21 protein-coding genes and 1 other RNA gene are annotated in these 26808 nt (G+C 66.4%); 9 read left to right on the plus strand and 13 right to left on the minus strand.

The window, feature by feature from the left end:
- The 8 genes from rpsA to gyrA form a co-directional block, all read right to left on the minus strand.
- The gene (rpsA, locus tag DPV74_RS13400; protein ID WP_027788061.1) at positions 1-1713 is read right to left on the minus strand and encodes a 30S ribosomal protein S1; all 1713 of its coding nucleotides are present in this window, start codon (positions 1711-1713) and stop codon (positions 1-3) included.
- Between the two features lie 142 nt (positions 1714-1855).
- The gene (gene cmk, locus DPV74_RS13405; RefSeq protein ID WP_119337362.1) at positions 1856-2542 is read right to left on the minus strand and encodes a (d)CMP kinase; all 687 of its coding nucleotides are present in this window, start codon (positions 2540-2542) and stop codon (positions 1856-1858) included.
- A gap of 13 nt (positions 2543-2555) precedes the next feature.
- Entirely contained in the window at positions 2556-3860 is a 1305-nt protein-coding gene (gene aroA, locus DPV74_RS13410) for a 3-phosphoshikimate 1-carboxyvinyltransferase (protein WP_059695838.1), read from the minus strand.
- A 13-nt stretch (positions 3861-3873) separates the two neighbouring features.
- Complete coding sequence (locus tag DPV74_RS13415; RefSeq protein WP_027788063.1) at positions 3874-4800, minus strand: prephenate dehydrogenase/arogenate dehydrogenase family protein; 927 nt, start codon at positions 4798-4800, stop codon at positions 3874-3876.
- A gap of 186 nt (positions 4801-4986) precedes the next feature.
- Complete coding sequence (pheA, locus tag DPV74_RS13420) at positions 4987-6069, minus strand: prephenate dehydratase (RefSeq protein WP_048024358.1); 1083 nt, start codon at positions 6067-6069, stop codon at positions 4987-4989.
- Between the two features lie 33 nt (positions 6070-6102).
- Positions 6103-7185, minus strand: a complete 1083-nt coding sequence (gene serC / locus DPV74_RS13425) for a 3-phosphoserine/phosphohydroxythreonine transaminase (protein ID WP_027788065.1) — start codon at positions 7183-7185, stop codon at positions 6103-6105.
- Between the two features lie 155 nt (positions 7186-7340).
- A complete protein-coding gene (locus DPV74_RS13430) occupies positions 7341-7940 on the minus strand; it encodes a DUF2059 domain-containing protein (RefSeq protein WP_021157463.1) in 600 nt (199 codons plus the stop codon).
- Positions 7941-8023: 83 nt separating this feature from the next.
- On the minus strand, positions 8024-10627 hold the full coding sequence (gyrA, locus tag DPV74_RS13435; protein ID WP_027788066.1) for a DNA gyrase subunit A: 2604 nt from the start codon (positions 10625-10627) through the stop codon (positions 8024-8026).
- Positions 10628-11154: 527 nt separating this feature from the next.
- On the opposite strand from gyrA, the gene ompA reads away from it, so the two are divergent.
- From ompA to ssrA, 4 genes are all read left to right on the plus strand, one after another.
- Positions 11155-11823 carry an outer membrane protein OmpA gene (gene ompA / locus DPV74_RS13440; protein ID WP_021157465.1) on the plus strand — a complete coding sequence of 223 codons (669 nt, stop codon included), beginning with the start codon at positions 11155-11157 and terminating at the stop codon, positions 11821-11823.
- 154 nt (positions 11824-11977) lie between these two features.
- A complete protein-coding gene (gene ubiG, locus DPV74_RS13445) occupies positions 11978-12676 on the plus strand; it encodes a bifunctional 2-polyprenyl-6-hydroxyphenol methylase/3-demethylubiquinol 3-O-methyltransferase UbiG (protein WP_027788067.1) in 699 nt (232 codons plus the stop codon).
- A 13-nt stretch (positions 12677-12689) separates the two neighbouring features.
- Entirely contained in the window at positions 12690-13406 is a 717-nt protein-coding gene (gene gph / locus DPV74_RS13450) for a phosphoglycolate phosphatase (RefSeq protein WP_027788068.1), read from the plus strand.
- Between the two features lie 17 nt (positions 13407-13423).
- Positions 13424-13793: a transfer-messenger RNA gene (gene ssrA, locus DPV74_RS13455) on the plus strand.
- Between the two features lie 265 nt (positions 13794-14058).
- Here ssrA and DPV74_RS13460 read toward each other — a convergent pair.
- From DPV74_RS13460 to DPV74_RS13470, 3 genes are all read right to left on the minus strand, one after another.
- Positions 14059-14412, minus strand: a complete 354-nt coding sequence (locus tag DPV74_RS13460; RefSeq protein ID WP_027788069.1) for a DUF4148 domain-containing protein — start codon at positions 14410-14412, stop codon at positions 14059-14061.
- Between the two features lie 380 nt (positions 14413-14792).
- A complete protein-coding gene (locus tag DPV74_RS13465; RefSeq protein ID WP_027788070.1) occupies positions 14793-15062 on the minus strand; it encodes a hypothetical protein in 270 nt (89 codons plus the stop codon).
- A 101-nt stretch (positions 15063-15163) separates the two neighbouring features.
- Entirely contained in the window at positions 15164-16270 is a 1107-nt protein-coding gene (locus DPV74_RS13470; RefSeq protein ID WP_091923230.1) for a substrate-binding domain-containing protein, read from the minus strand.
- Between the two features lie 131 nt (positions 16271-16401).
- Here DPV74_RS13470 and DPV74_RS13475 point away from each other — a divergent pair, with 131 nt between their 5' ends.
- Genes DPV74_RS13475 through DPV74_RS13490 form a run of 4 tightly spaced genes read left to right on the plus strand, consistent with a single transcriptional unit; the run spans position 16402 to position 21704 of the window.
- On the plus strand, positions 16402-16902 hold the full coding sequence (locus tag DPV74_RS13475; protein WP_027788072.1) for an NAD(P)H-dependent oxidoreductase subunit E: 501 nt from the start codon (positions 16402-16404) through the stop codon (positions 16900-16902).
- Positions 16899-18476 carry an NADH-quinone oxidoreductase subunit NuoF gene (locus DPV74_RS13480; RefSeq protein WP_059695851.1) on the plus strand — a complete coding sequence of 526 codons (1578 nt, stop codon included), beginning with the start codon at positions 16899-16901 and terminating at the stop codon, positions 18474-18476. The genes DPV74_RS13475 and DPV74_RS13480 overlap by 4 nt, the downstream gene beginning before the upstream one ends.
- Before the next feature lie 17 nt (positions 18477-18493).
- Positions 18494-21445 carry a formate dehydrogenase subunit alpha gene (fdhF, locus tag DPV74_RS13485; RefSeq protein WP_119337363.1) on the plus strand — a complete coding sequence of 984 codons (2952 nt, stop codon included), beginning with the start codon at positions 18494-18496 and terminating at the stop codon, positions 21443-21445.
- Between the two features lie 7 nt (positions 21446-21452).
- Positions 21453-21704 carry a formate dehydrogenase subunit delta gene (locus DPV74_RS13490; RefSeq protein ID WP_027788075.1) on the plus strand — a complete coding sequence of 84 codons (252 nt, stop codon included), beginning with the start codon at positions 21453-21455 and terminating at the stop codon, positions 21702-21704.
- 8 nt (positions 21705-21712) lie between these two features.
- Here the strand turns inward: DPV74_RS13490 and DPV74_RS13495 are convergent, their stop codons facing one another.
- Complete coding sequence (locus tag DPV74_RS13495) at positions 21713-23362, minus strand: FAD-dependent monooxygenase (RefSeq protein ID WP_119337364.1); 1650 nt, start codon at positions 23360-23362, stop codon at positions 21713-21715.
- Positions 23363-23420: 58 nt separating this feature from the next.
- On the opposite strand from DPV74_RS13495, the gene DPV74_RS13500 reads away from it, so the two are divergent.
- A complete protein-coding gene (locus tag DPV74_RS13500; RefSeq protein ID WP_119337365.1) occupies positions 23421-25331 on the plus strand; it encodes a tetratricopeptide repeat protein in 1911 nt (636 codons plus the stop codon).
- A gap of 90 nt (positions 25332-25421) precedes the next feature.
- Here the strand turns inward: DPV74_RS13500 and DPV74_RS13505 are convergent, their stop codons facing one another.
- The gene (locus DPV74_RS13505; RefSeq protein ID WP_059695985.1) at positions 25422-26717 is read right to left on the minus strand and encodes an MFS transporter; all 1296 of its coding nucleotides are present in this window, start codon (positions 26715-26717) and stop codon (positions 25422-25424) included.
- Positions 26718-26808 lie beyond the last annotated feature (91 nt).

The following is a 26808-nucleotide window of genomic DNA, read 5'->3' on the forward strand; positions in this document are numbered from 1 at the left end:
TTACTGGTTCTGGCCGTCGAGCTTCGCCTTCAGCAGCGCGCCGAGGTTGGTCGTACCGGTCGCAGCAGCGCTGGTGTCCGACTGCAGGCCGCGGATCGCTTCCTGTTGTTCAGCCGAATCCTTCGCCTTGATCGACAGGTTGATGCCGCGCGACTTGCGATCGATGTTGATCACCATCGCGTTGACCTTGTCGCCTTCCTTCAGCACATTGCGTGCGTCTTCGACGCGATCCTGCGAGATTTCCGACGCACGCAGGTAGCCTTCGATGTCGCCCGTCAGCGTGACGACCGCACCCTTCGCATCGACCGTCTTCACGACGCCGTCGACGATCGAGCCCTTGTCGTTCATTGCAACGTAGTTGCTGAACGGGTCGCCTTCGAGCTGCTTGATGCCGAGCGAAATACGCTCCTTCTCGACGTCGATACCGAGCACGATCGCTTCGACTTCGTCGCCCTTCTTGTACTTGCGAACGGCTTCTTCGCCAGCTTCGCTCCACGACAGGTCCGACAGGTGGACCAGGCCGTCGATGCCGCCCGGCAGACCGATGAACACGCCGAAGTCGGTGATCGACTTGATTGCGCCCGTGATCTTGTCGCCCTTCTTGAAGTTGCGGCTGAAGTCATCCCACGGATTCGGCTTGCACTGCTTCATGCCGAGGCTGATACGACGACGGTCTTCGTCGATCTCGAGGACCATGACTTCGACTTCGTCGCCCAGCTGGACAACCTTCGACGGAGCAACGTTCTTGTTGGTCCAGTCCATTTCCGACACGTGGACGAGGCCTTCGATGCCCGATTCCACTTCGACGAATGCGCCGTAGTCGGTGATGTTCGTGACCTTGCCGAACAGGCGCGTGCCCGACGGGTAACGGCGCGAGATGCCTTCCCACGGATCGTCGCCCAGTTGCTTGATGCCCAGCGAGACGCGGTTCTTCTCTTGGTCGAACTTGAGGATCTTCGCGGTGACTTCCTGGCCAACCGACAGGACTTCGCTCGGGTGACGCACACGACGCCATGCGATGTCGGTGATGTGCAGCAGGCCGTCGATGCCGCCGAGGTCGACGAACGCGCCGTAGTCGGTGATGTTCTTGACCACGCCGTTGACGATCGCGCCTTCCTTCAGCGTCTCGAGCAGCTTCGCGCGCTCTTCGCCTTGGGTTGCTTCGATCACTGCACGACGCGACAGCACGACGTTGTTACGCTTGCGATCGAGCTTGATCACGCGGAACTCGAGCGTCTTGCCTTCGTACGGGGTCGTGTCCTTGACCGGACGCGTGTCGACCAGCGAACCCGGCAGGAACGCACGGATGCCGTTGACCATCACGGTCATGCCGCCCTTCACCTTGCCGGTGATCGTGCCGGTGACGAGTTCGTTGTTGTCGAGAGCCTTTTCCAGCGACAGCCACGATGCAAGGCGCTTCGCCTTGTCGCGCGACAGGATCGTGTCGCCGTAGCCGTTTTCGAGTGCGTCGATCGCGACGGACACGAAATCGCCCGACTGCACCTCAACCTCGCCCTGATCGTTCAGGAATTCCTCGATCGGAATGTAAGCCTCGGACTTCAGGCCTGCATTGACGACCACGAAGTTGTGGTCGACGCGCACGACTTCGGCGGAAATCACTTCGCCGGCGCGCATGTCTTGGCGGGTCAGCGACTCTTCGAACAGAGCCGCGAAAGATTCAGTATTCGGGGTGGAGGTTTGCAGGTCGGACATAAAAATCTGATTGTGCATGGATCGCTGTGCCACGCCGGCCGGAATGGCAGGCTGAAAGGGCCAGATCGACGACCACACGGGGTTAAGGGTTCGAAACACGCTCCGCGCTTGCGACGCGGAACACCTACTGCTACCCGCCTTCTCAGGCGGGCTGGCCGAGCGCCCGGTACCACTGCAGCACCTGGTCGACCGCTTCATCGACCGAAAGCGCCGACGTATCGAGCAGCTTGGCATCTGCCGCAGGCTTCAGCGGCGCGGCCGCGCGATTGCTGTCGCGCGCGTCACGTTCACGAAGATCCCGGAGCAAGTCATCTATATTAGCAGAAAAACCTTTTTGCATCAATTGCTTATGCCGTCTGGTCGCGCGCGCCTCGGCGCTGGCCGTCAGGAACACCTTCAACACGGCGTCCGGGAAGATCACGGTGCCCATGTCGCGCCCGTCTGCAACGAGGCCCGGCGTCTTGCGGAACGCGCGCTGACGCGCGACGAGCGCGATGCGCACCGGCCCATGCACGGCAATCGCCGATGCGCGGTTGCCGACCGCTTCGGCACGGATGTCGTTCGACACATCGACGCCGTCGAGCTGCGCGCAGCCCTCCCGGAACGTGATGTGGAGATCGTCGATCAGCTTCACCAGCGCGTCGATGTCCTCTGCCGCGATGCCGTAGCGCACGCTCGCGAGCGCGGCGAGGCGGTACAGCGCGCCGCTGTCGAGCAGGTGGAAGCCAAGATGCGCGGCGACGAGCGCGGCGACGGTGCCCTTGCCGGAAGCAGTGGGACCGTCGATCGTGATGACGGGAGTCGGGTGAAAGGGTCGGGTCGATTTCATCGGAACAGTCGGGTCAGGCTTTGGCGAGCGCGGCGAAGCGGTCGAAATAGTCGGGGAACGTCTTGCCGACGCACTTCGGATCGTTGATCCGCACGGGCACACCGCCCAGGCTGACGAGCGAGAAACACATCGCCATCCGGTGATCGTCGTACGTGTCGATCGCCGCGTTCGGCGTGAGCTTTTCCGGCGGCGTGACGACGAGATAGTCAGGGCCTTCCTCGACGATCGCGCCGACCTTGCGCAGTTCGGCCGCCATCGCCGCGATGCGGTCGGTTTCCTTCACGCGCCAGCTTGCGATGTTGCGCAGCGTGCTCGGGCCGGCGGCGAACAGCGCCGCGACCGCGATCGTCATCGCCGCATCGGGAATCAGGTTGAAGTCCATGTCGATCGGCTCGAGCTTGCCGTGGTCGTGGCCGATGCCGCGCACTTCGATCCAGTCGTCGCCCATCGTCACGTTCGCGCCCATCTGCATCAGCGCGTTCGCGAAGCCGACGTCGCCCTGGATGCTCGCGCGCCCCACGCCCTCGACACGCAGCGGCCCGCCGCCGAGCGCGCCAGCCGCGAGGAAATACGACGCCGACGATGCGTCGCCCTCGACCATGATCTGCCCCGGCGATTTGTAGCGAACCCCGGCCGGCACGACGAAGCGCTGCCAGCCGTCGCGCTCGACGGTCACGCCGAAGCGCTCCATCAGCCGGATCGTGATGTCGATGTACGGCTTCGAGATCAGCTCGCCGTCGATCTCGACGACGATCCGGCCGTCCTTCGCCTTCACGAGCGGCAGCGTCATCAGGAGCGCCGTGAGGAACTGGCTCGACACGTCGCCGCGCACGCGGATCGGCGCATCGACCGAGATCGTCGCGGGTTTGATCCGCAGCGGCGGGAAGCCTTCGTTCAGCTCGTAGTCGATCTGCGCGCCGATCTGGCGCAGGCCGTCGACGAGATCGCCGATCGGCCGCTCGTGCATGCGCGGCACGCCGTGCACGCGATAGTCGCCGCCGTTCACCGCGAGCGCGGCGGTCAGCGGCCGCACGGCCGTGCCCGCGTTGCCGAGGAACAGGTCGGCCGTCTTCGCGGTGAATGCGCCGCGCGTGCCCGTGACGACACAGGTATCGCCGTCGCGCGCGAGCTTCACGCCGAGCTTGCCGAGTGCGTCGAGCATCACGCGCGTGTCGTCGGAGTCGAGCAGGTTGGTGATCGTCGTTTCGCCTTCGGCCAGCGCCGCGAGCAGCAGCACGCGGTTCGAAATGCTCTTCGAGCCGGGCAGGCGCACGGTGCCCGATGCGCTGGAGTACGGGCCGAGATCGAGATAGTCCATGGGAATCGTCCTGTTATTTCTTGACCGGTTCGGCAGCGGGCGCGCCGCCGCGCTCCTGCCATGCCTTGCGCGCGGCGCGCGAACGCGTGAACACGGCTTCGAGCGCCGCGCCGTCGCCGGCGTCGATCGCCGCGCGCAGCCGCGTGAGCACGCGCGTATAGCCGTCGAGCTCGTCGAGCAGCGCCGCGCGATTCGCGACGCACACGTCGCGCCACATCTCCGGGCTCGACGCCGCGATGCGCGTGAAATCGCGGAAACCGCCCGCCGCGTACGAGAATTTGAGTTCCGCGTCGGCCTCGCCGAGGATCTGCTCGACGAGCGCGAACGACAGCACGTGCGGCAAATGGCTGATCGACGCAAACACGCGATCGTGCTGCTCCGTGCTCATCGTGCGCACGTCGGCGCCGGTCGCACGCCACATCGCGTCGATCCGCGCGACGGATTCGGGCGCATTCTCCGGCAGCGGGCACAGCACCACGTTGCGACCGACGTACAGATCCGGCAACGCGGCCTCGACGCCGCTCGACTCGCGACCGGCAATCGGATGCCCCGGCACGAACTGCGCGATGCGTGCGCCGAGCGCGTCTCGCGCGGCCGCGACGACATCGGACTTGGTGCTGCCGGCATCGGTGACGATCGTCGCCGCTTCAAGCCACGGCGCGATGCGCTTGAGCAACGGGCCCGTTTGCGCAACAGGTGCCGCCAGCAGCACGAGATCGGCGCCGGCCAGCGCGTCGCGCAATTGCGCGTCATCGTCGAGTGCCGCCGCGCGATCGATCACGCCGAGCGCGAGCGCGCGCTCGACCGACGCACGCGAACGGCCCACGCCGACGACCTCGCCCGCACCGCCCGGCGCGCGTTCGCGCAGCGCGCGGGCCAGCGATCCGCCGATCAGGCCGACGCCGAAAATGACCAGTTTGTTGAATGCAAAGCCTGACACGACAAGAGCCAAGTTACGCGCGCGGAACGACGCCCCGCATGCGAAATTCCAGATTCCGGGCAACGGGCCCGCACCCGGCGCAACCTGCGCCGGACGCGGGCCGAACCCGCCTTCGGCAGCGCCAACCGGCCTGCCCTGCCCGCCTCGCCGCAACGCCTGCCCGAGCAGGCGACGGGCCGCCGCGCATCAGCGTGCGCGCGGATACGAACCGAGTATCTTCAGGAACGCGGCCTTCTGGCCGAGTTCCGCGAGCGCGGCCGCCACCGCCGCATCGTCCCGGTGCCCTTCGATATCGATGTAGAAGTAGTACTCCCACGTGCCGACGCGCGCCGGGCGCGACTCGAAGCGCGTCATCGACACACCGTGCCGCGCGAGCGGCTCGAGCAGCTTGAACACGGCGCCCGGCTCGTTCTTCACCGACACGATCAGCGACGTCTGGTCGTGACCGCTTTGCCCGGCCGGCTGCTTACCGACGATGACGAAGCGCGTGCGGTTGTGCGGATCGTCCTGGATCAGCGAGAACGCGATCTGCAATCCGTAGTGCGCGGCCGCACGGTCGCCCGCGATCGCCGCGACGGTCGGATCGGCCGCCGCGAGACGCGCGGCCTCCGCGTTGCTCGCCACGGCCTGCCGCTCGAGCTGCGGCGCATTCGCCGCGAGCCACTGCTGGCATTGCGCAAGCGCCTGCGCATGCGCGCAGACGCGCTTCACGCCGTCGAGCGTGCCGCCCTGCGTCAGCAGGTTGTGATGGATCGGCAGCGCGAGTTCACCGCTGATCAGCAGTTGCGTTTGCAGCAGCAGGTCGAGCGTGCGCGACACGGCGCCTTCGGTCGAATTCTCGACCGGTGCGATGCCGTATGCGGCAGCCCCGGCCTCGACCGAGCGGAATACTTCGTCGATCGACGGGCACGGCAGCCCTTCGATCGACTGGCCGAAATACTCGAGCATCGCCTGCTCGCTGTACGTGCCGACCGGCCCGAGGAACGCGACGTGAATCGTCTGCTCGAGCGCGCGGCTCGCGGCCATGATCTCGCGCCAGATGGCGCTGATGTGCTCGCTCGCGAGCGGCCCCGCGCTCATGTCCTGCAACCGCGCGATCACCTGCAGCTCGCGCTCCGGCCGGAACACCGGCGCGTTGAAATGCTTCTTGACCTCGCCCACCTCCAGCGCCACCGCGGCGCGCTGGTTCAGGAGCGCGATCAGCTGCGCATCGATCGCGTCGATGCGATCGCGCAGCGGTTTCAGGCGGGAATTCAGTTCGTCGTCCATGCGTTTTGCCGTGCTGTTTGAACAGCGCCGCCGTCAGGCGCCGCGCTGCTCGAAGTCCTTCATGTACTCGACGAGCGCTTTCACGCCCTCGAGCGGCACCGCGTTGTAGATCGACGCCCGCATACCGCCGACGGACTTGTGGCCCTTCAGCTGCAGCAGCCCGCGCGCCTTTGCGCCGGCAAGGAAGTCTTCGTTGCGCGTTTCGTCGGCCAGGAAAAACGGCACGTTCATTCGCGAACGTGCTGCCGGCTCGACCTTGTTCAGATAGAAACTGCTCGCATCGATCGTGTCGTAGAGCAGCTTCGCCTTTTCGATATTGCGGGCCTCGATCGCCTCGAGACCGCCCTGCCGCTTCAGCCACTGGAATACCAGACCCGCGATGTAGATCGCGTAGGTGGGCGGCGTGTTGTACAGCGAGTTGTTCGCGGCGATGGTCTTCCATTCGAACGCGGACGGGCAGATCGACAGCGAGCGGTCGAGCAGGTCCTCGCGCACGATCACGAGCGTCACACCGGCCATCCCGATGTTCTTCTGCGCACCGCCGAACAGCACACCGTACTTCGCGACGTCCATCGGACGCGACAGGATGTGCGACGAGACATCCGCGACCAGCGGCACGTCGCCGAGATCGGGAATCTCGAACGTCTCGACGCCGTCGATCGTCTCGTTGGTGCACAGATGCACGTAGGCCGGATCGTCCGACAGTTGCCATTCGGCGCGCGCGGGCGCACGCGTGAAGCCGTTTTCCGTCTTGCCGGTTGCGGCGAGATGCGGCGTGCCGTATTTCTTCGCTTCGCTGAACGATTTCTGCGACCACGAGCCCGTCACGACGAAGTCGGCCGTCTTGCGCGAGCCGAGCAGGTTCATCGGCACGATCGCGTTTTCGGCAATACCGCCGCCCTGCAGGAACAGGATCCGGTGGCTTGCCGGCACGCCAAGCAGGTCGCGCAGGTCGGTCAGCGCGGCCTCGTGGATCGACATGAACTCCTTGCCGCGATGGCTCATCTCCATCACGCTCATACCGCTGCCGTGCCAGTCGAGCATTTCGTCGGCGGCTTGCCGCAGCACTTCCTCGGGCATCGCCGCAGGGCCGGCGGAGAAATTAAAGACGCGCATCGTGAAAACCTCGGAGGGACGCGACCGGCTCGCCGCCGGCAGAACGCGCCAGAAAAGAAATGGCCGCTTGCGCTCGCGCGCAAACGGCCATTATCGCACTGTCGTCAGGCTCCCGCCAAACCCGGCCGAACGGCCGGTGGCGTGCCCGGACGGCTTTACTTGCCCGGCTTGACTGCTGCGACTTCCTTGTCAGCCTGCGTACGCGTTGCCTGGATCGCTTGCGGCATGTACTTCTGCATCAGGCCGTTGACCACGTCGCGACCGACCTGATCCTGAACCTGGATGAACTTGCGGCCCGTCGGGCTCTTGTAGAACGTCGTCAGATCCTTGATCTCCGACGTGCTGTAGTACTTCGCGTAGGCGTCGTACTGAGCCGACATCGCGTCGTTCTGGAACTGTTGCGTACCGAACACCTTGCCTGCGCCGTCGACCAGCTTCGGCACCGCGTTCTTCTGCAGCGTCGGAACGGCAGCTTGCTTCTGCTTGTCGTTCAGCGTCTTGTTTTCCGACAGCGCGTCCGACAGGATTGCCGGCACGAGTTGCTTGGCCTGCATTTCGGCGCTGTTGCCGATTGCCGACACGAGCTTCGGCGCGTCGATCGCGTCGAGCAGATCCTTGATCGCAGCCTTCTTGTCGGCGTCGATCGGCGCAGCTGCCGCGGCAGGCGCCGGTGCGGAATTCGACAGCGCTTGCGCCATCGCGAACGTCGGCACCAGTGCAGCCAGCAGGACCAGTTGCTTGAATTGCTTTTGCATCATCACTCCCTTTTGGAAATATGAATGGTTGCTCGCCGGCCGCGGCGCTTCACGCCCGCGGCGGCCAGAGTCTCATCCGTTCTTCAGGCTTCGCCGTCCGACGCCTCGTCGGCCTCGCCATCGCCCTCTTCAGCCTCCGCGATCTGCTGCAGGCCGGAGAGCTTGGTACCCTCATCGAGACTGATGAGTGTAACACCTTGCGTGGCACGCCCCATCTCGCGAATCTCCGAGACACGGGTGCGAATCAACACGCCGGCCGTCGTGATCAGCATGATCTGATCTTCGGCGTCGACGAGCGTGGCAGCCACGACCTTGCCGTTACGCTCCGACGTCTGGATCGCGATCATACCCTTCGTGCCGCGGCCGTGACGCGTGTACTCGGTGATCGGCGTGCGCTTGCCGTAGCCGTTCTCGGTCGCGGTGAGCACCGTCTGCTCCTCGCTGCCGGCAACCAGCATCGCGATGACCTGCTGCCCGTCCTCGAGCTGCATGCCGCGCACGCCTCGCGCTTCGCGCCCCATCGGACGCACGTCGTTCTCGTCGAAGCGCACGGCCTTGCCGGAATCGGAGAACAGCATCACGTCGTGCGCACCGTCGGTGATCGACGCACCGATCAGGTAGTCGCCCTCGTCGAGGCCGACCGCGATGATGCCCTTCTTCATCGGACGGCTGAATGCCTCGAGCGGCGTCTTCTTCACGGTGCCGAGCGACGTCGCCATGAAGATGAACTTGTCGGCCGAGAACTCCTTGACCGGCAGCACGACGTTGATCTTCTCGCCTTCCTGCAGCGGGAACATGTTGACGATCGGGCGGCCGCGCGAGTTGCGCGACCCCTGCGGCACTTCATAGACCTTGACCCAGTACACGCGGCCGCGGTTCGAGAAGCACAGGATGTAGTCGTGCGTGTTCGCGATGAACAGCGTCTCGATCCAGTCGTCTTCCTTCATCTGCGTCGCCTGCTTGCCGCGGCCGCCGCGCTTCTGCGCGCGGTACTCGGACAGCGGCTGCGACTTCACGTAGCCCGCGTGCGACATCGTGACGACCATGTCCTGCGGCGTGATCAGATCCTCGGTGTTCAGCTCGGTCGCGTTCAGCTCGATCTTCGAGCGGCGCGCGTCGCCGAATTCGGCCTTCACCGAGGTCAGCTCCTCGCCGATCATCGTCGTGATCCGCTCGGGGCGTGCGAGGATGTCCAGCAGGTCGGCGATTTGCGCCATCACTTCGCGGTACTCGCCGATGATCTTGTCCTGCTCGAGGCCGGTCAGGCGCTGCAGGCGCATCTGCAGGATTTCCTGGGCCTGCGTGTCGGACAGGCGGTACAGCCCGTCGCTCTGCATGCCGAACGCCGGGTTCAGGCCTTCCGGGCGGTACGCGGAGCGGCCGCCGGCCGCCGCGTTCTCGCTCTCGGCGCGCGTGAGCATCTCGCGCACGAGCGACGAATCCCACGGCTTCGCCATCAACTCCGCCTTCGCGATCGGCGGCGTCGGCGCTGCCTTGATGATCGCGATGAACTCGTCGATGTTGGCGAGCGCGACCGCGAGACCTTCGAGCACATGGCCACGTTCACGGGCCTTGCGCAGTTCGTAGATCGTGCGGCGCGTCAGCACTTCGCGTCGGTGCGACAGGAAGCACTGCAGGATTTCCTTCAGGTTCAGCAGCTTCGGCTGGCCGTCGACCAGCGCGACCATGTTCATGCCGAACGTATCCTGGAGCTGCGTCGCCTTGTACAGGTTGTTCAGCACCACTTCCGGCACTTCACCGCGCTTGAGCTCGATCACGACGCGCATGCCGCTCTTGTCGGACTCGTCGCGGATGTCGGAGATGCCTTCGAGCTTCTTCTCGTTGACGAGTTCGGCGATCCGCTCGAGCAGCGAGCGTTTGTTCACCTGGTACGGCAGCTCGTCGACGATGATCGCCATCCGCTGGCCGCGGTCGATCTCCTCGAAGTGCGTGGCCGCGCGCATCACGACGCGACCGCGCCCGGTGCGGTAGCCGTCGCGCACGCCGGCGACGCCGTAGATGATGCCGGCCGTCGGGAAATCCGGCGCCGGGATGATCTCGATCAGCTCGTCGATCGTCGCTTCCGGGTTACCCAGCAGGTGCTGGCACGCGTCGACGACTTCGTTCAGGTTGTGCGGCGGGATGTTGGTCGCCATGCCGACCGCGATGCCCGACGAGCCGTTGATCAGCAGGTTCGGGATGCGCGACGGCAGGACCGACGGCTGCATTTCGTTGCCGTCGTAGTTCGGCTCGAAATCGACCGTTTCCTTGTCGATGTCGGCGAGCAGCTCGTGACCGATCTTCGCCATGCGAATTTCGGTGTAACGCATCGCTGCGGCATTGTCGCCGTCGATCGAGCCGAAGTTGCCCTGCCCGTCGATCAGCATGTAGCGCAGCGAGAAGTCCTGCGCCATCCGCACGATCGTGTCGTACACCGCGGTGTCGCCGTGAGGATGGTACTTACCGATCACGTCACCGACGATACGCGCCGACTTCTTGTACGCGCGGTTCCAGTCGTTGTTCAGTTCGTGCATCGCGAACAACACGCGCCGATGCACGGGCTTCAAGCCATCGCGGACATCCGGGAGGGCACGTCCGACGATCACGCTCATCGCGTAATCGAGATACGAACGGCGCATTTCCTCCTCTAGGGAGGTGGGCAGGGTCTCTTTGGCGAATTGATCCATGTATCCGTATCGTTTCGGAGCGAAGACGGCGAACGCCTTTCGCGTGGGCGCTGCATGCGCAACGCAACGCGAGATTCTAACATGCGCCCATCAGCCGCCAATTCGCCGCCCCCTCTATATATAAATAGCGAAAATCGCGGCCACGTCGATTCGACCGAAATCGCACGCGACTCGACGCCGCCGACGATCCCCTCACACTTGTTTCATGCGCACGAGTAAACAACCACGCACATTCGCGCAATTTCGCCGACACACTCTTGACAATCTCTAAAAGTTGCGGCAGGGCGGTGTTGCGCATGCACCACAAAGTTGAAGCGATCTTAGGGTGGGGAGGATTTTTTTTCGTAGGAAGGGAACGATATGGCAAAATGCCAACGCACTGAAAGTTAGACGCTGCTCGAAGTCTACACAGAGCGGTGCCGCGTTTTTTGTGCCGCACCAATGTTATACTTCGAGCAATGTATGACTTGTCACCGTCAACAGGCTCGCAGTAAACCTGCGGTAATCTCAATTTCGAGAGGAGAAATATGAATAAACTTTCAAAGCTCGCGTTCATTGCAGCTACCGCAGTTATGGCTGCATCCGCTTCGGCACAGTCGGTGCCGGCGTCGCGTCAAGCCGTCAATGACAACTGGGTGAACGGCACGGGCGAATGGGTGTGGATGAACGGCACGAACGAGCTCTGCTGGCGCGATGCGTTCTGGACGCCGGCCACCGCCAACGCGAAGTGCGATGGCGCACTGGTCGCCCAGGCACCGCAGCCGCCGGTCGCTCCGGTCGCTCCGGCTATCTCGAGCCAGAAGATCACGTATCAAGCTGACGCACTGTTCGACTTCGACAAGGCAACGCTCAAGCCGCTGGGCAAGCAAAAGCTGGACGAACTGGCTTCGAAGATCGAAGGCATGAACACGGAAGTGGTCGTCGCAACGGGCTACACGGACCGCATCGGTTCGGACAAGTACAACGACCGTCTGTCGCTGCGCCGTGCGCAAGCCGTGAAGTCGTACCTGGTCAGCAAGGGTGTGCCGGCCAACAAGATCTACACGGAAGGCAAGGGCAAGCGCAACCCGGTCACGACGGGCTGCAACCAGAAGAACCGCAAGCAACTCATCGCCTGCCTCGCACCGGATCGCCGCGTGGAAGTCGAAGTGGTTGGTACGCAAGAAGTCCAGAAGACGACCGTTCCGGCAAACTAAGCCGCGGTTTTCGACTGCTTCAAAGCCCCGCCCCGGCGGGGCTTTTTCTTTGACGCCCGTCCAGGCGCCTGCCGCTTCGCCGCTCGTCCGCTTCTTATATACTCGGGGCTGACGAATCGCAGTACCGCCCTCCTCTCGTAGCCCGTTTGCCGACATGACCAACGCCGATCCGCACGAACTCCAGAAATTCAGCGACCTCGCCCATCGGTGGTGGGATCCGAACGCCGAATTCAAGCCGCTGCACGACCTGAACCCGGTCCGCCTCGGCTGGATCGATGCGCATGCGCACCTCGCCGGCAAGCGTGCACTCGACGTCGGCTGCGGCGGCGGCATCCTGTCCGAATCGATGGCCGGACTCGGCGCACAGGTGAAAGGTATCGACCTGTCGACCGAAGCGCTCGGCGTCGCCGACCTGCACAGCCTCGAAAGCGGCATCACTGTCGACTATGAAGCCATCGCAGCGGAAGCGATCGCCGCGCGTGAACCGGGCACCTATGATGTCGTCACGTGCATGGAGATGCTCGAGCACGTGCCGTCTCCCGGCGATGTCGTCGCCGCGTGTGCGACGCTCGTGAAGCCGGGTGGCTGGGTGTTCTTCTCGACGCTGAACCGCAACCTGAAGGCCTACCTGTTCGCCGTGATCGGCGCGGAGTACATCGCGCAAATGCTGCCGAAGGGCACGCACGACTACGCGCGCTTCATCCGCCCATCGGAACTGGCCGGCTTCGTGCGTGCGACAGATCTGCACATCGTGGAGATCAAGGGCATCACGTATCACCCGATCGGCAAGCGCTTCGCGCTGTCGAACGACACCGACATCAACTACCTCGTCGCGTGCCGCCGCGGCGCATGACCCTCCACCCTGCATGACGACTCCCCTCTCGACCGCGCGGGCTGCACTCGACGAACCGCGCCTGCTGCACTGCGATGCCGTGCTGTTCGACCTGGACGGCACGCTCGCCGACACGGCCCCCGATCTCGCGGCGGCCGTCAACAAGATGCAACGCGTGCGCGACCTGCCCGAAACACCGCTCGACGTGCTGCGGCCGCTGGCCTCGGCCGGCGCGCGAGGCCTGCTCGGCGGCGCTTTCGGCATCGATCCGCACACGCCCGGTTACGAAGCGATGCGCGACGAGTTCCTGGCCAACTACGCGACGGATCTGTGTGTGCATACGACGCTGTTCCCCGGCATCGGCGACGTGCTCGACGAACTCGATGCACGCGGTGTGCGCTGGGGGATCGTCACGAACAAGGTGATGCGGCTCACGGCGCCGCTCGTCGAGTTGCTCGGTCTCGCGCCACGCGCGGCCTGCGTCGTCGGGGGCGACACAACGCCGCACCCGAAGCCGCATCCGGCCCCGCTGCTGCATGCGGCCGACCAGTTGACGCTCGCGCCCGCACGCATCGTCTACGTCGGCGACGATCTGCGCGACATTCAGGCCGGCAGCGCCGCCGGCATGGCGACGATCGCGGCCGCGTACGGCTACTGCGGCGACGGCGCCGCACCGGCCGACTGGCAAGCGCAACATCTCGTCGACACGACACTGCAACTGCGCGAACTGCTGCGCGATGTTGGGCTATAATGGTCAATCTTATCCGCGGGGGCGACCTGGTTTCGACAGGGGTTGTGAAGCGGCTAGGGCATGTCGAGGACCCGTCACCTCGTTAATCAATGGGAAAATCGTAACTGCAAACGACGATACGTTCGCACTGGCAGCCTAAGGGCCGCCGTCCTCTGCCTAGTTCACTGACGGGCTAGTGTCGCAAGACCGGTAGCAATACCGCCAGAGGTCATTTACGTCAGTTAAGCCCTGTCGGCGTCGCGACGCCAGGGTCGAAAACCTAGCGAATCGCCGTAGTGCAGCGTGTTCGTCCGCGTCGCTGCGGTTAAATCAAATGACTGAACTAAACATGTAGAACTAGTCGTGGAGCGCTTCTGGACGCGGGTTCGATTCCCGCCGCCTCCACCAAATTCCGCGCTCGTCGCACGAACCCCGCATGACGCAAGTCTGCGGGGTTTTTTGTTGCCAAACGCATGCACCCTTCCCCTTCCGAAAAAGCGCCCAGCCACGGACGGGCCGGGCGGAATGCCACCGGTATTCCGGCGACAGGAGGTGACGGATGTCCTGCCGCGCCCGCACAATCATCGATCGCGCCAGGCGGCGGCCGGCCCGGGTGCCGCAGTGCCGGACGCGTCGTCGCACCAGCACTCACGCACACCGGGCGATGTGCGGCTTAGCTGCCGCGATACAGCGACTTCATTTCTTCAGCGGTGGCCGGGCGCACGCCCATTGCACGCGAACCCGATGCCGACGCACCCTGCGCCTGTGCACCGTAACCGCTGGCGTCGGCGCCTTGCGCTTGCGCCATCGCGCTGCGCTGTTGCTCGGCAACACGCGCCGTTGCGGCCTGGATCGCTTCCGGATAATGCGGATCTTCGCCGCGAGCGGAGTTGTAACCTGCCTGCTGCAACTGGACCAGTTCGGCGCGAACCTGCGCGCGGGTGATCGTCGAACCCGACTGGGCAAACGACACGACCGGGGCAACGAGAGCGGCAGCAACGACAACAGCTTGAACGAGCGACTTCATGATGACCTACCTCCAGATTTGTCTGTGTTCGCGGTGAACACCTTGTTCATCGCTGACAACCCGAAGTTTATGTAGGCGGATGCTTAAGAATAAGGCAGGTTTCTGGAAGACATCCTTCCTGATTTAAGGGTTAACCCTAAATCCCCCCACCAGGCCGACGATGCGCGCATGCAGGCATCGCCCGACACCGAATCGCATGAAGATTCCGCCGGAAAGCAAAAGCCCCGCGAAGCGGCAACACTTCGCGGGGCTCGGACAGAACCGGAATCCCACGGGACTCCGGCAGTCGCCGGTCAACCGGCCAGGCCAGTACGTGGACGCAACGCCCGTCAAGCGAACCGGCGCCGCATGACCCTTGCGGACGTGCTCCGTCCGCCCGGTTACTGGCTATCCATCGGACACTTCAGGTTGCAGCCGTTCGGATCGCCCAGGTCGCCCTTACGGCGCAAGGCCGACTTCTTGCCGCTCTGGTATTTCTGCGACGGCGTCGACGCTGCGAACGGCATCTGCGGATGCTCGTTCAGGCGAAACTGTTCGCTCAGGATACCGCCAGGCACACCGGGGGAATTCTGCGCGAGCGCGAACGGCGAAACAGCGGCCAGCAGCCCCGCGGTCAACGCTGCCGCGGCGAGGGGAACGGAAAATTTCATGGCGGGATGACGCTTGAACGGCGTACTTGTTGGAACGTTGGTCAAGCGGCAAGCGTAGCGCAAATCCCCCGCTGCTGCAGCGCGGTTCGATCGCGCGCGCGTTACCGCGAATTGCCGCCCGGCACGCTCGCGCCGTCGCCGCCGGCCAGCCCCGTCGCGATGCTCGTCAACGTTCCGCACGCAGCCGGATCGTAGCCGTCGAGATGCGCGACGCGCTCGACGAAGCGCGTGTCGCGCAGCAGCGCCAGTACGCCGGCAAGCGGCCGCGCGTCGAGCCGCGCGCGTTCGCACGCGAAGTAATAGTCTTCGTCGACGACCGGGATGAAATCGAGCCCGAAATGATGGGCGGCAGGTTCGACGCCGAAGCCGAGATCGGCCATCCCGCTCGCGACGAACGCCGCGATCGCCGAATGCGTGAGCTCGGCCGATGCGTAGCCGTCGATGCGCTCGGGATCAATGCCGATCGCGCGCAGCGCGAGGTCCAGCAGCATGCGCGTGCCCGACCCCGGCTGGCGGTTGACGAAGCGGATGTCATTACGCGCGAGATCCGCGAGGCCGCGAACCTGCTTCGGGTTGCCGCGCGGGACGAACAGCCCCTGCTGGCGCCGAGTCAGGTGGATCAGCACATGGCGCGTATCGTCGAGCCACGGCCGGTAGATTTGCGCGCACTGTGCACGAAACGCACCGCGCGGCAGATGGAAGCCCGCCAGGTCGCACTCGCCGCGGGCAAGCGCCTGCACGGCCTCGACGCTCTCGCGATACTTGATGTCGACAGCCGCCTGCGCATCGACGAGCGCGGATACGAGCGTCGCGACCGCATAGCCGTGCGACGCATGAATGCGCACGGCGCCGTCGCGCTGCGCGAGCCGCCGGTTCAGGTCGCTCGCCACCTCGGCCGCCAGCGTCCGCAGGTTACCGTCGAGCCGGCTGCGCGCGAGGCGCTGCGCATCGACGACCGCCTGCCCGAGCGCCGACAGCGTCGAGCCCTTGCCGCGCGCGGTTTCGATCAGTTCCCCGCCGATGCACGCCTCCAGCGCGCGCAGCATGCCCCACGCGTGCCGGTAGGACAGCCCTTTCGCGTGCGCGGCCTGCGCGATGCTGCCCGTGTCGGCCACGAGTTCCAGCAACGGCGCGACATCCGACAGGCTGGCCGCACGGCCTTCCGTGTCGCGTACGGTCAGATACGCGTCGCATTCGATTCGAACCAATTATGCACTCCGATTTCCTATTGCGACCGCCAAATCTTCCGCTTATCGTTGTTCAAAATCAATCAGAACGAAGTCGAAGTGCGCACTATATGAATTTAGAGCGCATATGAGACTTTGGAGGAGCACAACCGATGTCCCCGAATTCCGAAGCGCCCGACGCGCTCGTCGAGCGCCATGCGCGCGCCGGCCGGTCGCTCGTGGCGATCCTGCACGCGATCCAGGACGACGCGGGCTACGTGCCGCCGGGCTGCGTCGCGCCGCTCGCCAGGGCGCTCAACCTGTCGCGCGCGGAAGTGCACGGCGTACTGACTTACTACCACCACTTCCGCACCGCGCCGCCCGCCCGCGTGACGATCCAGATGTGCCGTGCCGAAGCGTGCCGCAGCATGGGCTGCGAAGCGCTGGCTGCGCATGCGGAAGCCCGCACGGGTTGCCGGTTCGACGCGGCGCACGGCGATGTCGCGAACGCGCACGCGCCCGGCGACGTCGCGCTCGAATCGGTCTACTGCCTCGGACTGTGTGCGCAATCGCCGTCGCTGACGGTCAACGGCGTGCTGCACGCGAAGGTCACGCCGGAGAAATTCGACGCGCTGCTTGCCGAGGCGGTCGCCCACACCCCGGAGGCCGCATGACGACCCGCATCTACGTTCCGCGCGATTCGTCCGCACTGGCACTCGGCGCCGACGCGCTCGCCGCCGCCATCACGGCGGAAGCGCAGCGGCGCGGCGTCGCCGTCGAACTGGTCCGCAACGGTTCGCGCGGGCTGCTGTGGCTCGAGCCGCTCGTCGAGGTCGGCACGGCCGCCGGCCGCGTCGGTTATGCGAACCTGTCGGCCGCCGACGTGCCGGCCCTGTTCGACGCAAACTGGCTCGACGGCGGCACGCATCCGAGCGGTGTCGGCCTCGTCGACGCATTGCCCTATCTCGCGCGCCAGCAACGCCTCACGTTCGCCCGCATCGGCCTGACCGATCCGCTGTCGATCGACGACTACCTGCAATACGAAGGCCTCGCCGGCCTGAAGAACGCGCTCGCGCTCGACGGCGATGCAGCGTGCGAAACGCTGATCGAATCGGGGTTGCGCGGCCGCGGCGGTGCCGCGTTCCCGGCCGGCATCAAATGGCGCACGGTCCGGCAAGCCAGCGCCACGCAGAAATACATCGTCTGCAATGCAGACGAAGGCGATTCGGGCACGTTCTCCGACCGCCTGCTGATGGAGTGCGATCCGTACTGCCTGATCGAAGGGATGATCATCGCGGGCGTCGCGACCGGCGCGACGGTCGGCTACATCTACGTGCGCAGCGAATACCCGCATGCAATCGCCACGCTCGAAGCCGCGATCGTCCGTGCACGCGAAGCCGGCTGGCTCGGCGAGCGCGTGCTCGGCTCCGCGCATGCGTTCGAGCTGCACGTCGCGAAAGGCGCAGGCTCGTACGTGTGCGGCGAGGAAACGGCGCTGCTCGAATCGCTCGAAGGCAAGCGCGGCGTCGTGCGGGCGAAACCGCCGCTGCCCGCGCTCGCGGGCCTGTACGGCCAGCCGACCGTCATCAACAACGTGATCACGCTCGCGACGGCGCCCGTGATCTTCGCGCGCGGCGCCGCGTTCTATCGCGACTACGGGATGGGCCGCTCACGCGGCACGCTGCCGTTCCAGCTCGCGGGCAACATCCGCCACGGCGGCCTCGTCGAGCTCGCGTTCGGCGTCACGCTGCGCGAGCTGCTGTTCGATTTCGGCGGCGGCACGGCAAGCGGCCGGCCCGCGCGCGCCGCCCAGGTCGGCGGCCCGCTCGGCACCTACCTGCCCGACCACCAGTGGGACGTGCCGCTCGACTACGAAGCGTACACGGCGATCGGCGCGGTCGTCGGGCACGGCGGCATCGTGCTCCACGACGATACGTCGAACCTCGCCGAGCTGGCCGAATACGCGATGAAGTTCTGCGCGATCGAGTCGTGCGGCAAGTGCACGCCGTGCCGGATCGGTTCGACACGTGGCGTCGAGACGATCGCGCGCATCCGCCACGGCGACACGTCGGAGCGGCAGGTCACGCTGCTGCGCGACCTGTGCGACACGATGCTGGCCGGTTCGCTGTGCGCAATGGGCGGCATGACACCCTACCCGGTGCTGTCCGCGCTCGACCATTTCCCCGAAGATTTCGGGCTCGCCGCCGGCAAGGACGCCGCGTCGGGTCCGGTCAAGGCTGCGGCCTGACCCAGAAGGAGCCCTGCATGTCCCTCGACACGAACAACGTCCGCCAAGGCGGCTGCGGCTCGGGCCAATGCGCGTGCAAGAGCGCCGCGCAAGCGCGTGCCCGCGATCCGTTCGACGATACCGACTACGGCACGCCGCAACGGCATGCCGATACCGACGTCACGCTCGAAATCGACGGCCAGCCGGTCACCGTGCCGGCCGGCACGTCGGTGATGCGCGCGGCGATCGAAGCCGGCGTCAACGTCCCGAAGCTCTGCGCGACCGATTCGCTCGAACCGTTCGGCTCGTGCCGGCTGTGCCTCGTCGAGATCGAAGGCCGGCGAGGTTATCCCGCCTCGTGCACGACGCCGGCCGAAGCGGGCATGAAGGTGCGCACGCAGTCGGACCGGCTGCAGTCGCTGCGTCGCAACGTGATGGAGCTGTACATCTCCGACCATCCGCTCGACTGCCTCACCTGCCCCGCCAACGGCGACTGCGAGTTGCAGGACATGGCGGGCGTCGTCGGGCTGCGCGAAGTGCGCTACGGCTTCGACGGCGCGAATCACCTGAAAGACCGCAAGGACGAGTCGAACCCGTACTTCACGTACGACCCGTCGAAGTGCATCGTCTGCAACCGCTGCGTGCGCGCCTGCGAGGAAACGCAAAGCACGTTCGCGCTGACGATCGCCGCACGCGGCTTCGAATCGCGCGTCGCCGCCGGCGAAAGCGAATCGTTCATGGCGTCGGAATGCGTATCGTGCGGCGCATGCGTCGCCGCCTGCCCGACCGCCACGCTGCAGGAAAAAACGGTCGTGCAACTCGGCCAGGCGGAACACTCCGTCGTCACGACCTGCGCGTACTGCGGCGTCGGCTGCTCGTTCAAGGCCGAGATGAAGGGCACGCAGGTCGTGCGCATGACGCCGCACAAGAACGGCCTCGCGAACGAAGGCCATGCGTGCGTGAAGGGACGCTTCGCATGGGGCTACGCGACGCACAAGGACCGCATCACGAAGCCGATGATCCGCGAGAAGATCACCGACCCGTGGCGCGAAGTCAGCTGGGACGAAGCACTCACCTACGCGGCAACGCAATTCCGCAAGCTGCAGCAGAAGTACGGCCGCGACTCGATCGGCGGCATCACGTCGTCGCGCTGCACGAACGAGGAAACCTACCTCGTGCAGAAACTGGTGCGCGCCGCATTCGGCAACAACAACGTCGACACCTGCGCACGCGTGTGCCACTCGCCGACGGGCTACGGCCTCAAGACGACGCTCGGCGAATCGGCCGGCACGCAGACGTTCGCGTCGGTCGGCCAGGCCGACGTGATCGTCGTGATGGGCGCGAACCCGACCGACGGGCACCCGGTGTTCGGCTCGCGGCTGAAGCGGCGCGTGCGCGAGGGTGCGAAGCTGATCGTGATCGACCCGCGCCGCATCGACGTCGTCGACGGCCCGCACGTGAAGGCCACCCACCATCTGCAGCTGCGCCCCGGCACCAACGTCGCGATCGTCAACGCACTCGCGCACGTGATCGTCACCGAGGGGCTCGTCGACGACGCGTTCGTCGCCGAGCGCTGCGAGACGCGCGCATTCGAACAGTGGCGCGAATTCGTATCGCGTGCCGACAACTCTCCCGAGGCGACCGCCGACGTGACGGGCGTGCCGGCGGAACGGGTCCGTGAAGCCGCGCGCCTCTATGCGACGGGCGGCAATGCCGCGATCTACTACGGGCTGGGCGTGACCGAGCACGCGCAGGGCTCGACGACGGTGATGGGCATCGCGAACCTCGCGATGGCGACCGGCAACGTCGGCCGCGAAGGCGTCGGCGTCAATCCACTGCGCGGCCAGAACAACGTGCAGGGTTCGTGCGACATGGGCTCGTTCCCGCACGAGCTGCCCGGCTACCGGCACATCAGCGACACGATCGTGCGCACGCAGTTCGAACAGGCGTGGTCGGCCACGCTGCAACCCGAACCGGGGCTGCGCATCCCGAACATGTTCGACGCGGCGCTCGACGGCAGCTTCAAGGGGCTCTACTGCCAGGGCGAGGACATCGTCCAGTCGGACCCGAATACGCAGCACGTCGCGGCCGCACTGTCGGCCATGGAGTGCATCGTCGTGCAGGACATTTTCCTGAACGAGACCGCGAAATACGCGCACGTGCTGCTGCCCGGCTCGTCGTTCCTCGAGAAGGACGGCACGTTCACGAACGCGGAACGCCGCATCTCGCGCGTGCGCAAGGTGATGCCGCCGCTCGCGGGCTACGCGGACTGGGAAGTCACCCTGATGCTGTCGCGCGCGCTCGGCTACGAGATGGACTATGCGCATCCGTCGGAAATCATGGACGAGATCGCGCGACTCACGCCGACGTTCTCGGGCGTGTCGTACGCGAAGCTCGACGCGCTCGGCAGCATCCAGTGGCCGTGCAACGAGCACGCACCGGAAGGCACGCCGACGATGCACATCGACGCATTCGTGCGCGGCAAGGGCAAGTTCGTGATCACGCAGTTCATCGCGTCGCCGGAGAAGGTCACGCAGCGTTATCCGCTGATCCTGACGACGGGTCGCATCCTGTCGCAATACAACGTCGGCGCACAGACGCGCCGCACCGAGAACGTCCGCTGGCACGAGGAGGATCGCCTCGAGATCCACCCGCACGACGCGCAGGATCGCGGGATCCGCAGCGGCGACTGGGTCGGCATCGAGTCGCGCGCGGGGCAGACGGTGCTGCGCGCGCTCGTGACCGAACGCATGCAGCCGGGCGTCGTCTATACGACGTTCCACTTCCCCGAATCGGGTGCGAACGTGATCACGACGGACAGCTCGGACTGGGCGACGAACTGCCCCGAGTACAAGGTGACGGCCGTCCAGGTGCTGCCCGTCGCGCAGCCGTCCGACTGGCAGAAAGCCTACGCACGCTTCAACGCCGAGCAGCTCGATCTGCTCGAGCGCCGTGCGGCCGCGACCGCCGGCGAGACCACGGGCAAGTGAGGAAGCGATGGACAACGGACACCTGATCGACATGGCCAACCAGATCGGCGCATTCTTCGAATCGATGCCCGATCGCGACGAGGCGCTGGCCGGCATCGCCGACCATATCCGGCGCTTCTGGGAGCCGCGGATGCGCCGTGCGCTTCTCGCGGCGCTCGACGATCCGTCATGCGAGGCCGCGCAACGCGCGGCACCGATCGTGCGCGACGCGATCGCCGCGCACCGCGCGTCCCTCGTGCCTGCCGCGGCAAAGGCCTGACCGCCCCGCTACGCGGGCCGCGACATGCCCGCGAACCAGCTTTCGCAGTGGCGCAGCAACGCGTTCGCGTCGGTCGCCGTGCGCCCGCGCGCGGCCACGTAACCGTCGGGCCGGAGCAGGTAAAACGACGGCCGCGAGCGGCCGTATTCCTGCGCGAGCCCGGCATCCCCGCCTTCGGCATCGGTGACGCGCCAGACGCGCACCGCGTCCGGCATGATCCGTTCGAGCCCCTGCGCGAGCACCTGCGCATCGGCCGGTATCGGCGGCAACGCGCCGGCGCCGGCGTCGGCATCCGGCGGTTCTTCCAGCAGCAGCAACGTGAAGCTCGCCGGATCGTGCAGGTCGTATAGCCGCGCCGTGCCGGGCGCCTGACCGAGCGGCCCGTCGACCACGCGCACGTATGCATCGGGTGCCCGCTCACCGGCGCGCGGCCCGCCGTCGAGCACGCGCTCCAGCGTGAGCGGGCTCTTCCGGTACTGCACGCCGAGTTCGCTGACCGTACGCCGCACCGCGTCGCGCATCGGCCCGAACGACGCCAGCAGCGGCACGACGTGATCGCGCAGCAGCTTCATCGCGCCGCGCTCGGCCTCGACGACCTGCGTGACGAAACCGGTCTGCCGCAACACGTCGCGCTCGATCGGATGACGTTCCGCGTGATACGTGTCGAGAAGCCGCTCGGGTGTGCCCGCGCCGAGCACGCGCGCGAGCTTCCAGCCAAGATTGAACGCTTCCTGGATGCCAGTGTTCATGCCCTGCGCGCCGGCCGGGCTGTGGACGTGCGCGGCGTCGCCCGCGAAGAACACGCGGCCGTGACGCAGCCGGTCGACCATCCGGCTGTGCAGATGAAAATAGGACGACCACGCGAGATCGCTCGGCGAGATCGACGCGCCGGCACGGGCACGCACGATCGCGTCGCATTCCGCGAGCGACGGGACCGGCGCATCGGACGACGCGTCGCTGCCGGGCGGCCGGTCGGCCACGAGCCGGTAACGGCCGCCGCCCATCGGAAACAGGCCGGCCATGCCTTCGGGCGTCGCGAACAGGTGGATCTCTTCGTCCGGCCAGTCGGGTATCGCCGCGAAATCGGCGAGCAGGAACGTCTGCTCGAACGCCTGCCCGGTGAAGCCCAGGCCGAGCAGATGCCTGACCGTGCTGTGCGCGCCGTCGGCGGCGATCAGGTACGACGGCGCGAACGATTCGTCACGACCGTCGGCGCGGCGGATCGACACGTCGAGCGACGCGCCGCCCGCATCGCATGCGGTCAGCGTCGCGCCGCGTTCGACCGTCACGCCGAGCCGGGCCAGATGCTCGGCGAGCAGGCGCTCGGTGACGGTCTGGTCGAGAAACAGCAGGTACGGATAGCGCGTGTGCAGCGGATCGAAATCGAGCCGCGCGATCACGCGGCCGTCGGCATGGAGCGCGGCTGCATGCGCACGATGGCCGAGCGCGAGAAACGGTTCGACCGCGCGGTGCTGCTCCAGCAGTTCGAGCGTGCGCGCCTGGATGCCGATCGCGCGCGAATGCGGCGCGGGCGCGGCAAGCCGATCGATGATGCGCACCGGCACGCGGGCTCGCGCGAGGCTCATCGCCGCGGCAAGGCCGGTCGGCCCCGCACCGACGATCAGCACGGGCCGGATATCGGGCAGTGTGTCAGCCATGAGAACCTCGATGACACGCGATCCTGCAAGTCTACGCCGCTCCACGTGACGGGGCCATATGCCGATCGGTCGACGCGCGGCGGCGCCGCGCGGTGTGGGAAAATACGCCCTTTCCGTCAGTTTTCGCGTCATGGATACCGCATTCGACCGAGCGTATGCCGCACACCGCGCAGGCCGCCTCGCCGAGGCCGAGCACGGCTATCGCAACGCGCTCGCCTCCGATCCCGCCAACGCCGACGCGCTGCATCTGTTCGGCGTGCTGCGGCACCAGCAGGGCCAGCACGCCGAGGCGGCCGACCTCGTCGGCCGCGCCGTCGCGCTGCGTCCGGACGATGCCGCGCTGCAGCTCAATCTCGGCAACGCGCTGAAAGCGCTCGGCCGGCTCGACGAAGCGGTCGACCGCTTTCGCAACGCGCTGACGCTCGCGCCCGAATTTCCGCTCGCGCACTACAACCTCGGCAACGCGTATGCGGCGCTGCAGCGCCACGACGATGCGATCGACGCATTCGGCCGCGCGCTGCGGCTCACGCCCGACGATGCATCGATCCACAACAATCTCGGCAACGCGCTGAACGCGCTCGGCCGCCACGACGACGCGCTCGCCGCGTTCCATCGCGCGCTCGAGTTGCGGCCGGGGCATGCGGGGGCGCACAACAACCTCGCGATGGCGCTGAACGCGATGGGCCGCGCCGACGATGCGATCGCGCACTTCCAGGCCGCGATCGCCGCGCAGCCGCGCTTCGTCGCCGCGCACTTCAATCTCGGCAACACGTTCGACGCGGTCGGCCGGCATGCCGAGGCCGCCGCCGCGTTCGAAGCCGCGCTCGCGCTGCATCCGCCGTTTCCGCTCGCGCTGTTCGGGCTCGCGAACGCACTGAGCGCGCAGGCGCGCCACCGCGACGCGCTGCCCTTCTACGAGCGAGCGGTCGGTCTCGATCCGTCGTTCAGCCTGGCCTGGCTGAACCTCGGCAACGCACATCACGCGCTCGGTGCGCACGAGATGGCGCTGCGCGCGTTCGACCAGGCGCTGCGTGTCGCCCCCGATCTCACGCTGGCACGGCTGCACCGCGCGGTCACGCTGCTGACGCTCGGCGACTTCACGCGCGGCCTGCCCGCCTATGAAGCGCGCCACGACTCGCCGGGCGCGACGCCGCTCGGCACGCTGCCGCGCTGGCAAGGCGAACCGATTGCGTCGCGTACGCTGCTGATCCGCGCGGAACAGGGCTTCGGCGACACGCTGCAGTTCGTCCGCTTCGTGCCGCTCGCCCGCGCGCGCTGCGCGCGCGTCGTGCTCGAAGTCCAGCCGGAACTCGTTACGCTGCTGGCGCCGGCGGCCGCGCGCTGGCGCGTGACCCTCGTCGCACAGGGCACCGCGAAACCGCCTGCCGCGGATGTCGCCTGCACGCTGATGAGCTTGCCGTTCCTGCTCGGGCTTCAGGCGGAGGACATCGTCGCGGGCTCGCGCTACCTCGACGCCCCCGACGGCGCCGGCAGGCGCTTTCGCGGCTCGCTCGGCGGGCAGTCGAAGCGCAAGTTCGGGCTCGCATGGTCGGGGCGCCGGCAGGCGCAGGAAAACCGCTCGATGCCGTTCGACGCGCTCGCGCCGCTGCTCGCACTGCCGGATATCGACTGGATCGTGCTGCAACCCGCACTCGACGAGGACGAACGCGCGCGCGTCGACGCGCATCCGCGCGTGCACCGGCTCGACGGCCGGTTGAAAGATTTTGCCGACACGGCCGCGCTGATCGAGCGGCTCGACGGCGTCGTCACGATCGATACCGCGGTCGCGCATCTCGCCGGCGCGCTCGGCAAGCCACTGTGGGTCATGCTGCCGTTCGCGCCCGACTGGCGCTGGTTCACCGGCGACGACTGCCCGTGGTATCCGCAGGCCAGGCTCGCCCGCCAGCCCGCACCGGGGCAATGGCTCGACGTGGCGGCAGCAGTCGCCGGCATGCTGCGCGAAGCCTGAACGCGAACGAAAAAAGGGAGCGCCGTTCACCCGGGCTCCCTTTTTCCATGCGACGCGTGCGGCCGGCGCCGCGCGGCATGCGCTTGTCCGTCAGGCCGCCTTGTACTGGTTGCGAGCCTCGGGCGTGCGATACAGCACGAGTGTCGCGATCAGCCCGCAAATCGCGGCAACGCTCAGCCACAGCCCCGGCGCGGCCTTGTTGCCGGTCTGATGAATCAGCAGCGTCGAGATCGCGGGCGTGAAGCCGCCGATCGTCGTCGCCAGGCTGTATGCCAGCGAGAAACCGGCCGTGCGCACGTCGGCCGGCATCACTTCGGTCAGCGCGACGACCATTGCGCCGTTATACGACGCATACAGGAATGACAGCCACAGCTCGACCGCGAGCAGCCGCAGGAACGACGGATCGCCGACGAGCCACAGCACGGCCGGGTAAGCCGACAGCAGCGTCAGCACGGTAAACGCAATCAGCACCGGGCGGCGACCGATGCGGTCGGACAACGCACCGGACAGCGGCAGCCACACGAGATTGGAAATCCCCACGCAGACGGTCACGACGAGCGCGTCGAGCGACGACAGGTGCAGCACTTCCTTGCCGAACGTCGGCGTATAGGCGGTGATCATGTAGAACGACACCGTCGTCATGATCACCATCCCCATGCCCGCCACCACGACGCCCCAGTTGTCGAGCATCGAACGCATGATCTCGCCCATCGTCGGACGATGACGCTTCGCGAGGAACTCGTCGGTCTCCTTCAGCGAACGCCGGATCAGGAACAGGAACGGCACGATCAGGCAGCCGATCAGGAACGGAATGCGCCAACCCCACGCGGTCATCTCCTCGACCGGCAGCGCACGGTTGAGCAGCACGCCGACGAACGCGGCGAACACCACGGCCACCTGCTGGCTGCCCGACTGCCACGACGTATAGAACCCCTTGTGGCCCTTCGTCGCGATCTCCGACAGGTAGACCGACACGCCGCCGAGTTCGACGCCCGCCGAAAAGCCCTGCAGCAGCCGGCCGAGCAGCACGAGCACCGGCGCGAGCACGCCGATCGTCGCGTAGCCGGGTATCGCGGCCACCGTGAGCGTGCCGAGCGCCATCAGCCCGAGTGTCAGGATCAGCCCCTTGCGCCGGCCGTGGTGGTCGATGTACGCACCGAGCACGATCGCGCCGACCGGGCGCATCAGGAAGCCCGCGCCGAACACCGACAGCGACAGCATCAGCGACGCGAATGCGTTGCCGCTCGGAAAGTAGGTTTTCGCGATGGCCGACGCGTAATAGCCGTAGACCATGAAGTCGTACATTTCCAGGAAGTTGCCGCTGACGACGCGGAACACGGTGCGGAATTTCGATTCCTGCGTGATGGCGTGTGACGCTGTGGACATGTTTTTCTCGCTCAGCTCGGATGGCGCGAATCCGCGCCGCATGGATCCGACGACGCACGCGGCGCCGGGCCGGCGCGCACGGGCATCGCTG

It is taken from the genome of Burkholderia sp. HAN2018, from assembly GCF_024704855.1.
Lineage (GTDB): Bacteria > Pseudomonadota > Gammaproteobacteria > Burkholderiales > Burkholderiaceae > Burkholderia > Burkholderia cepacia.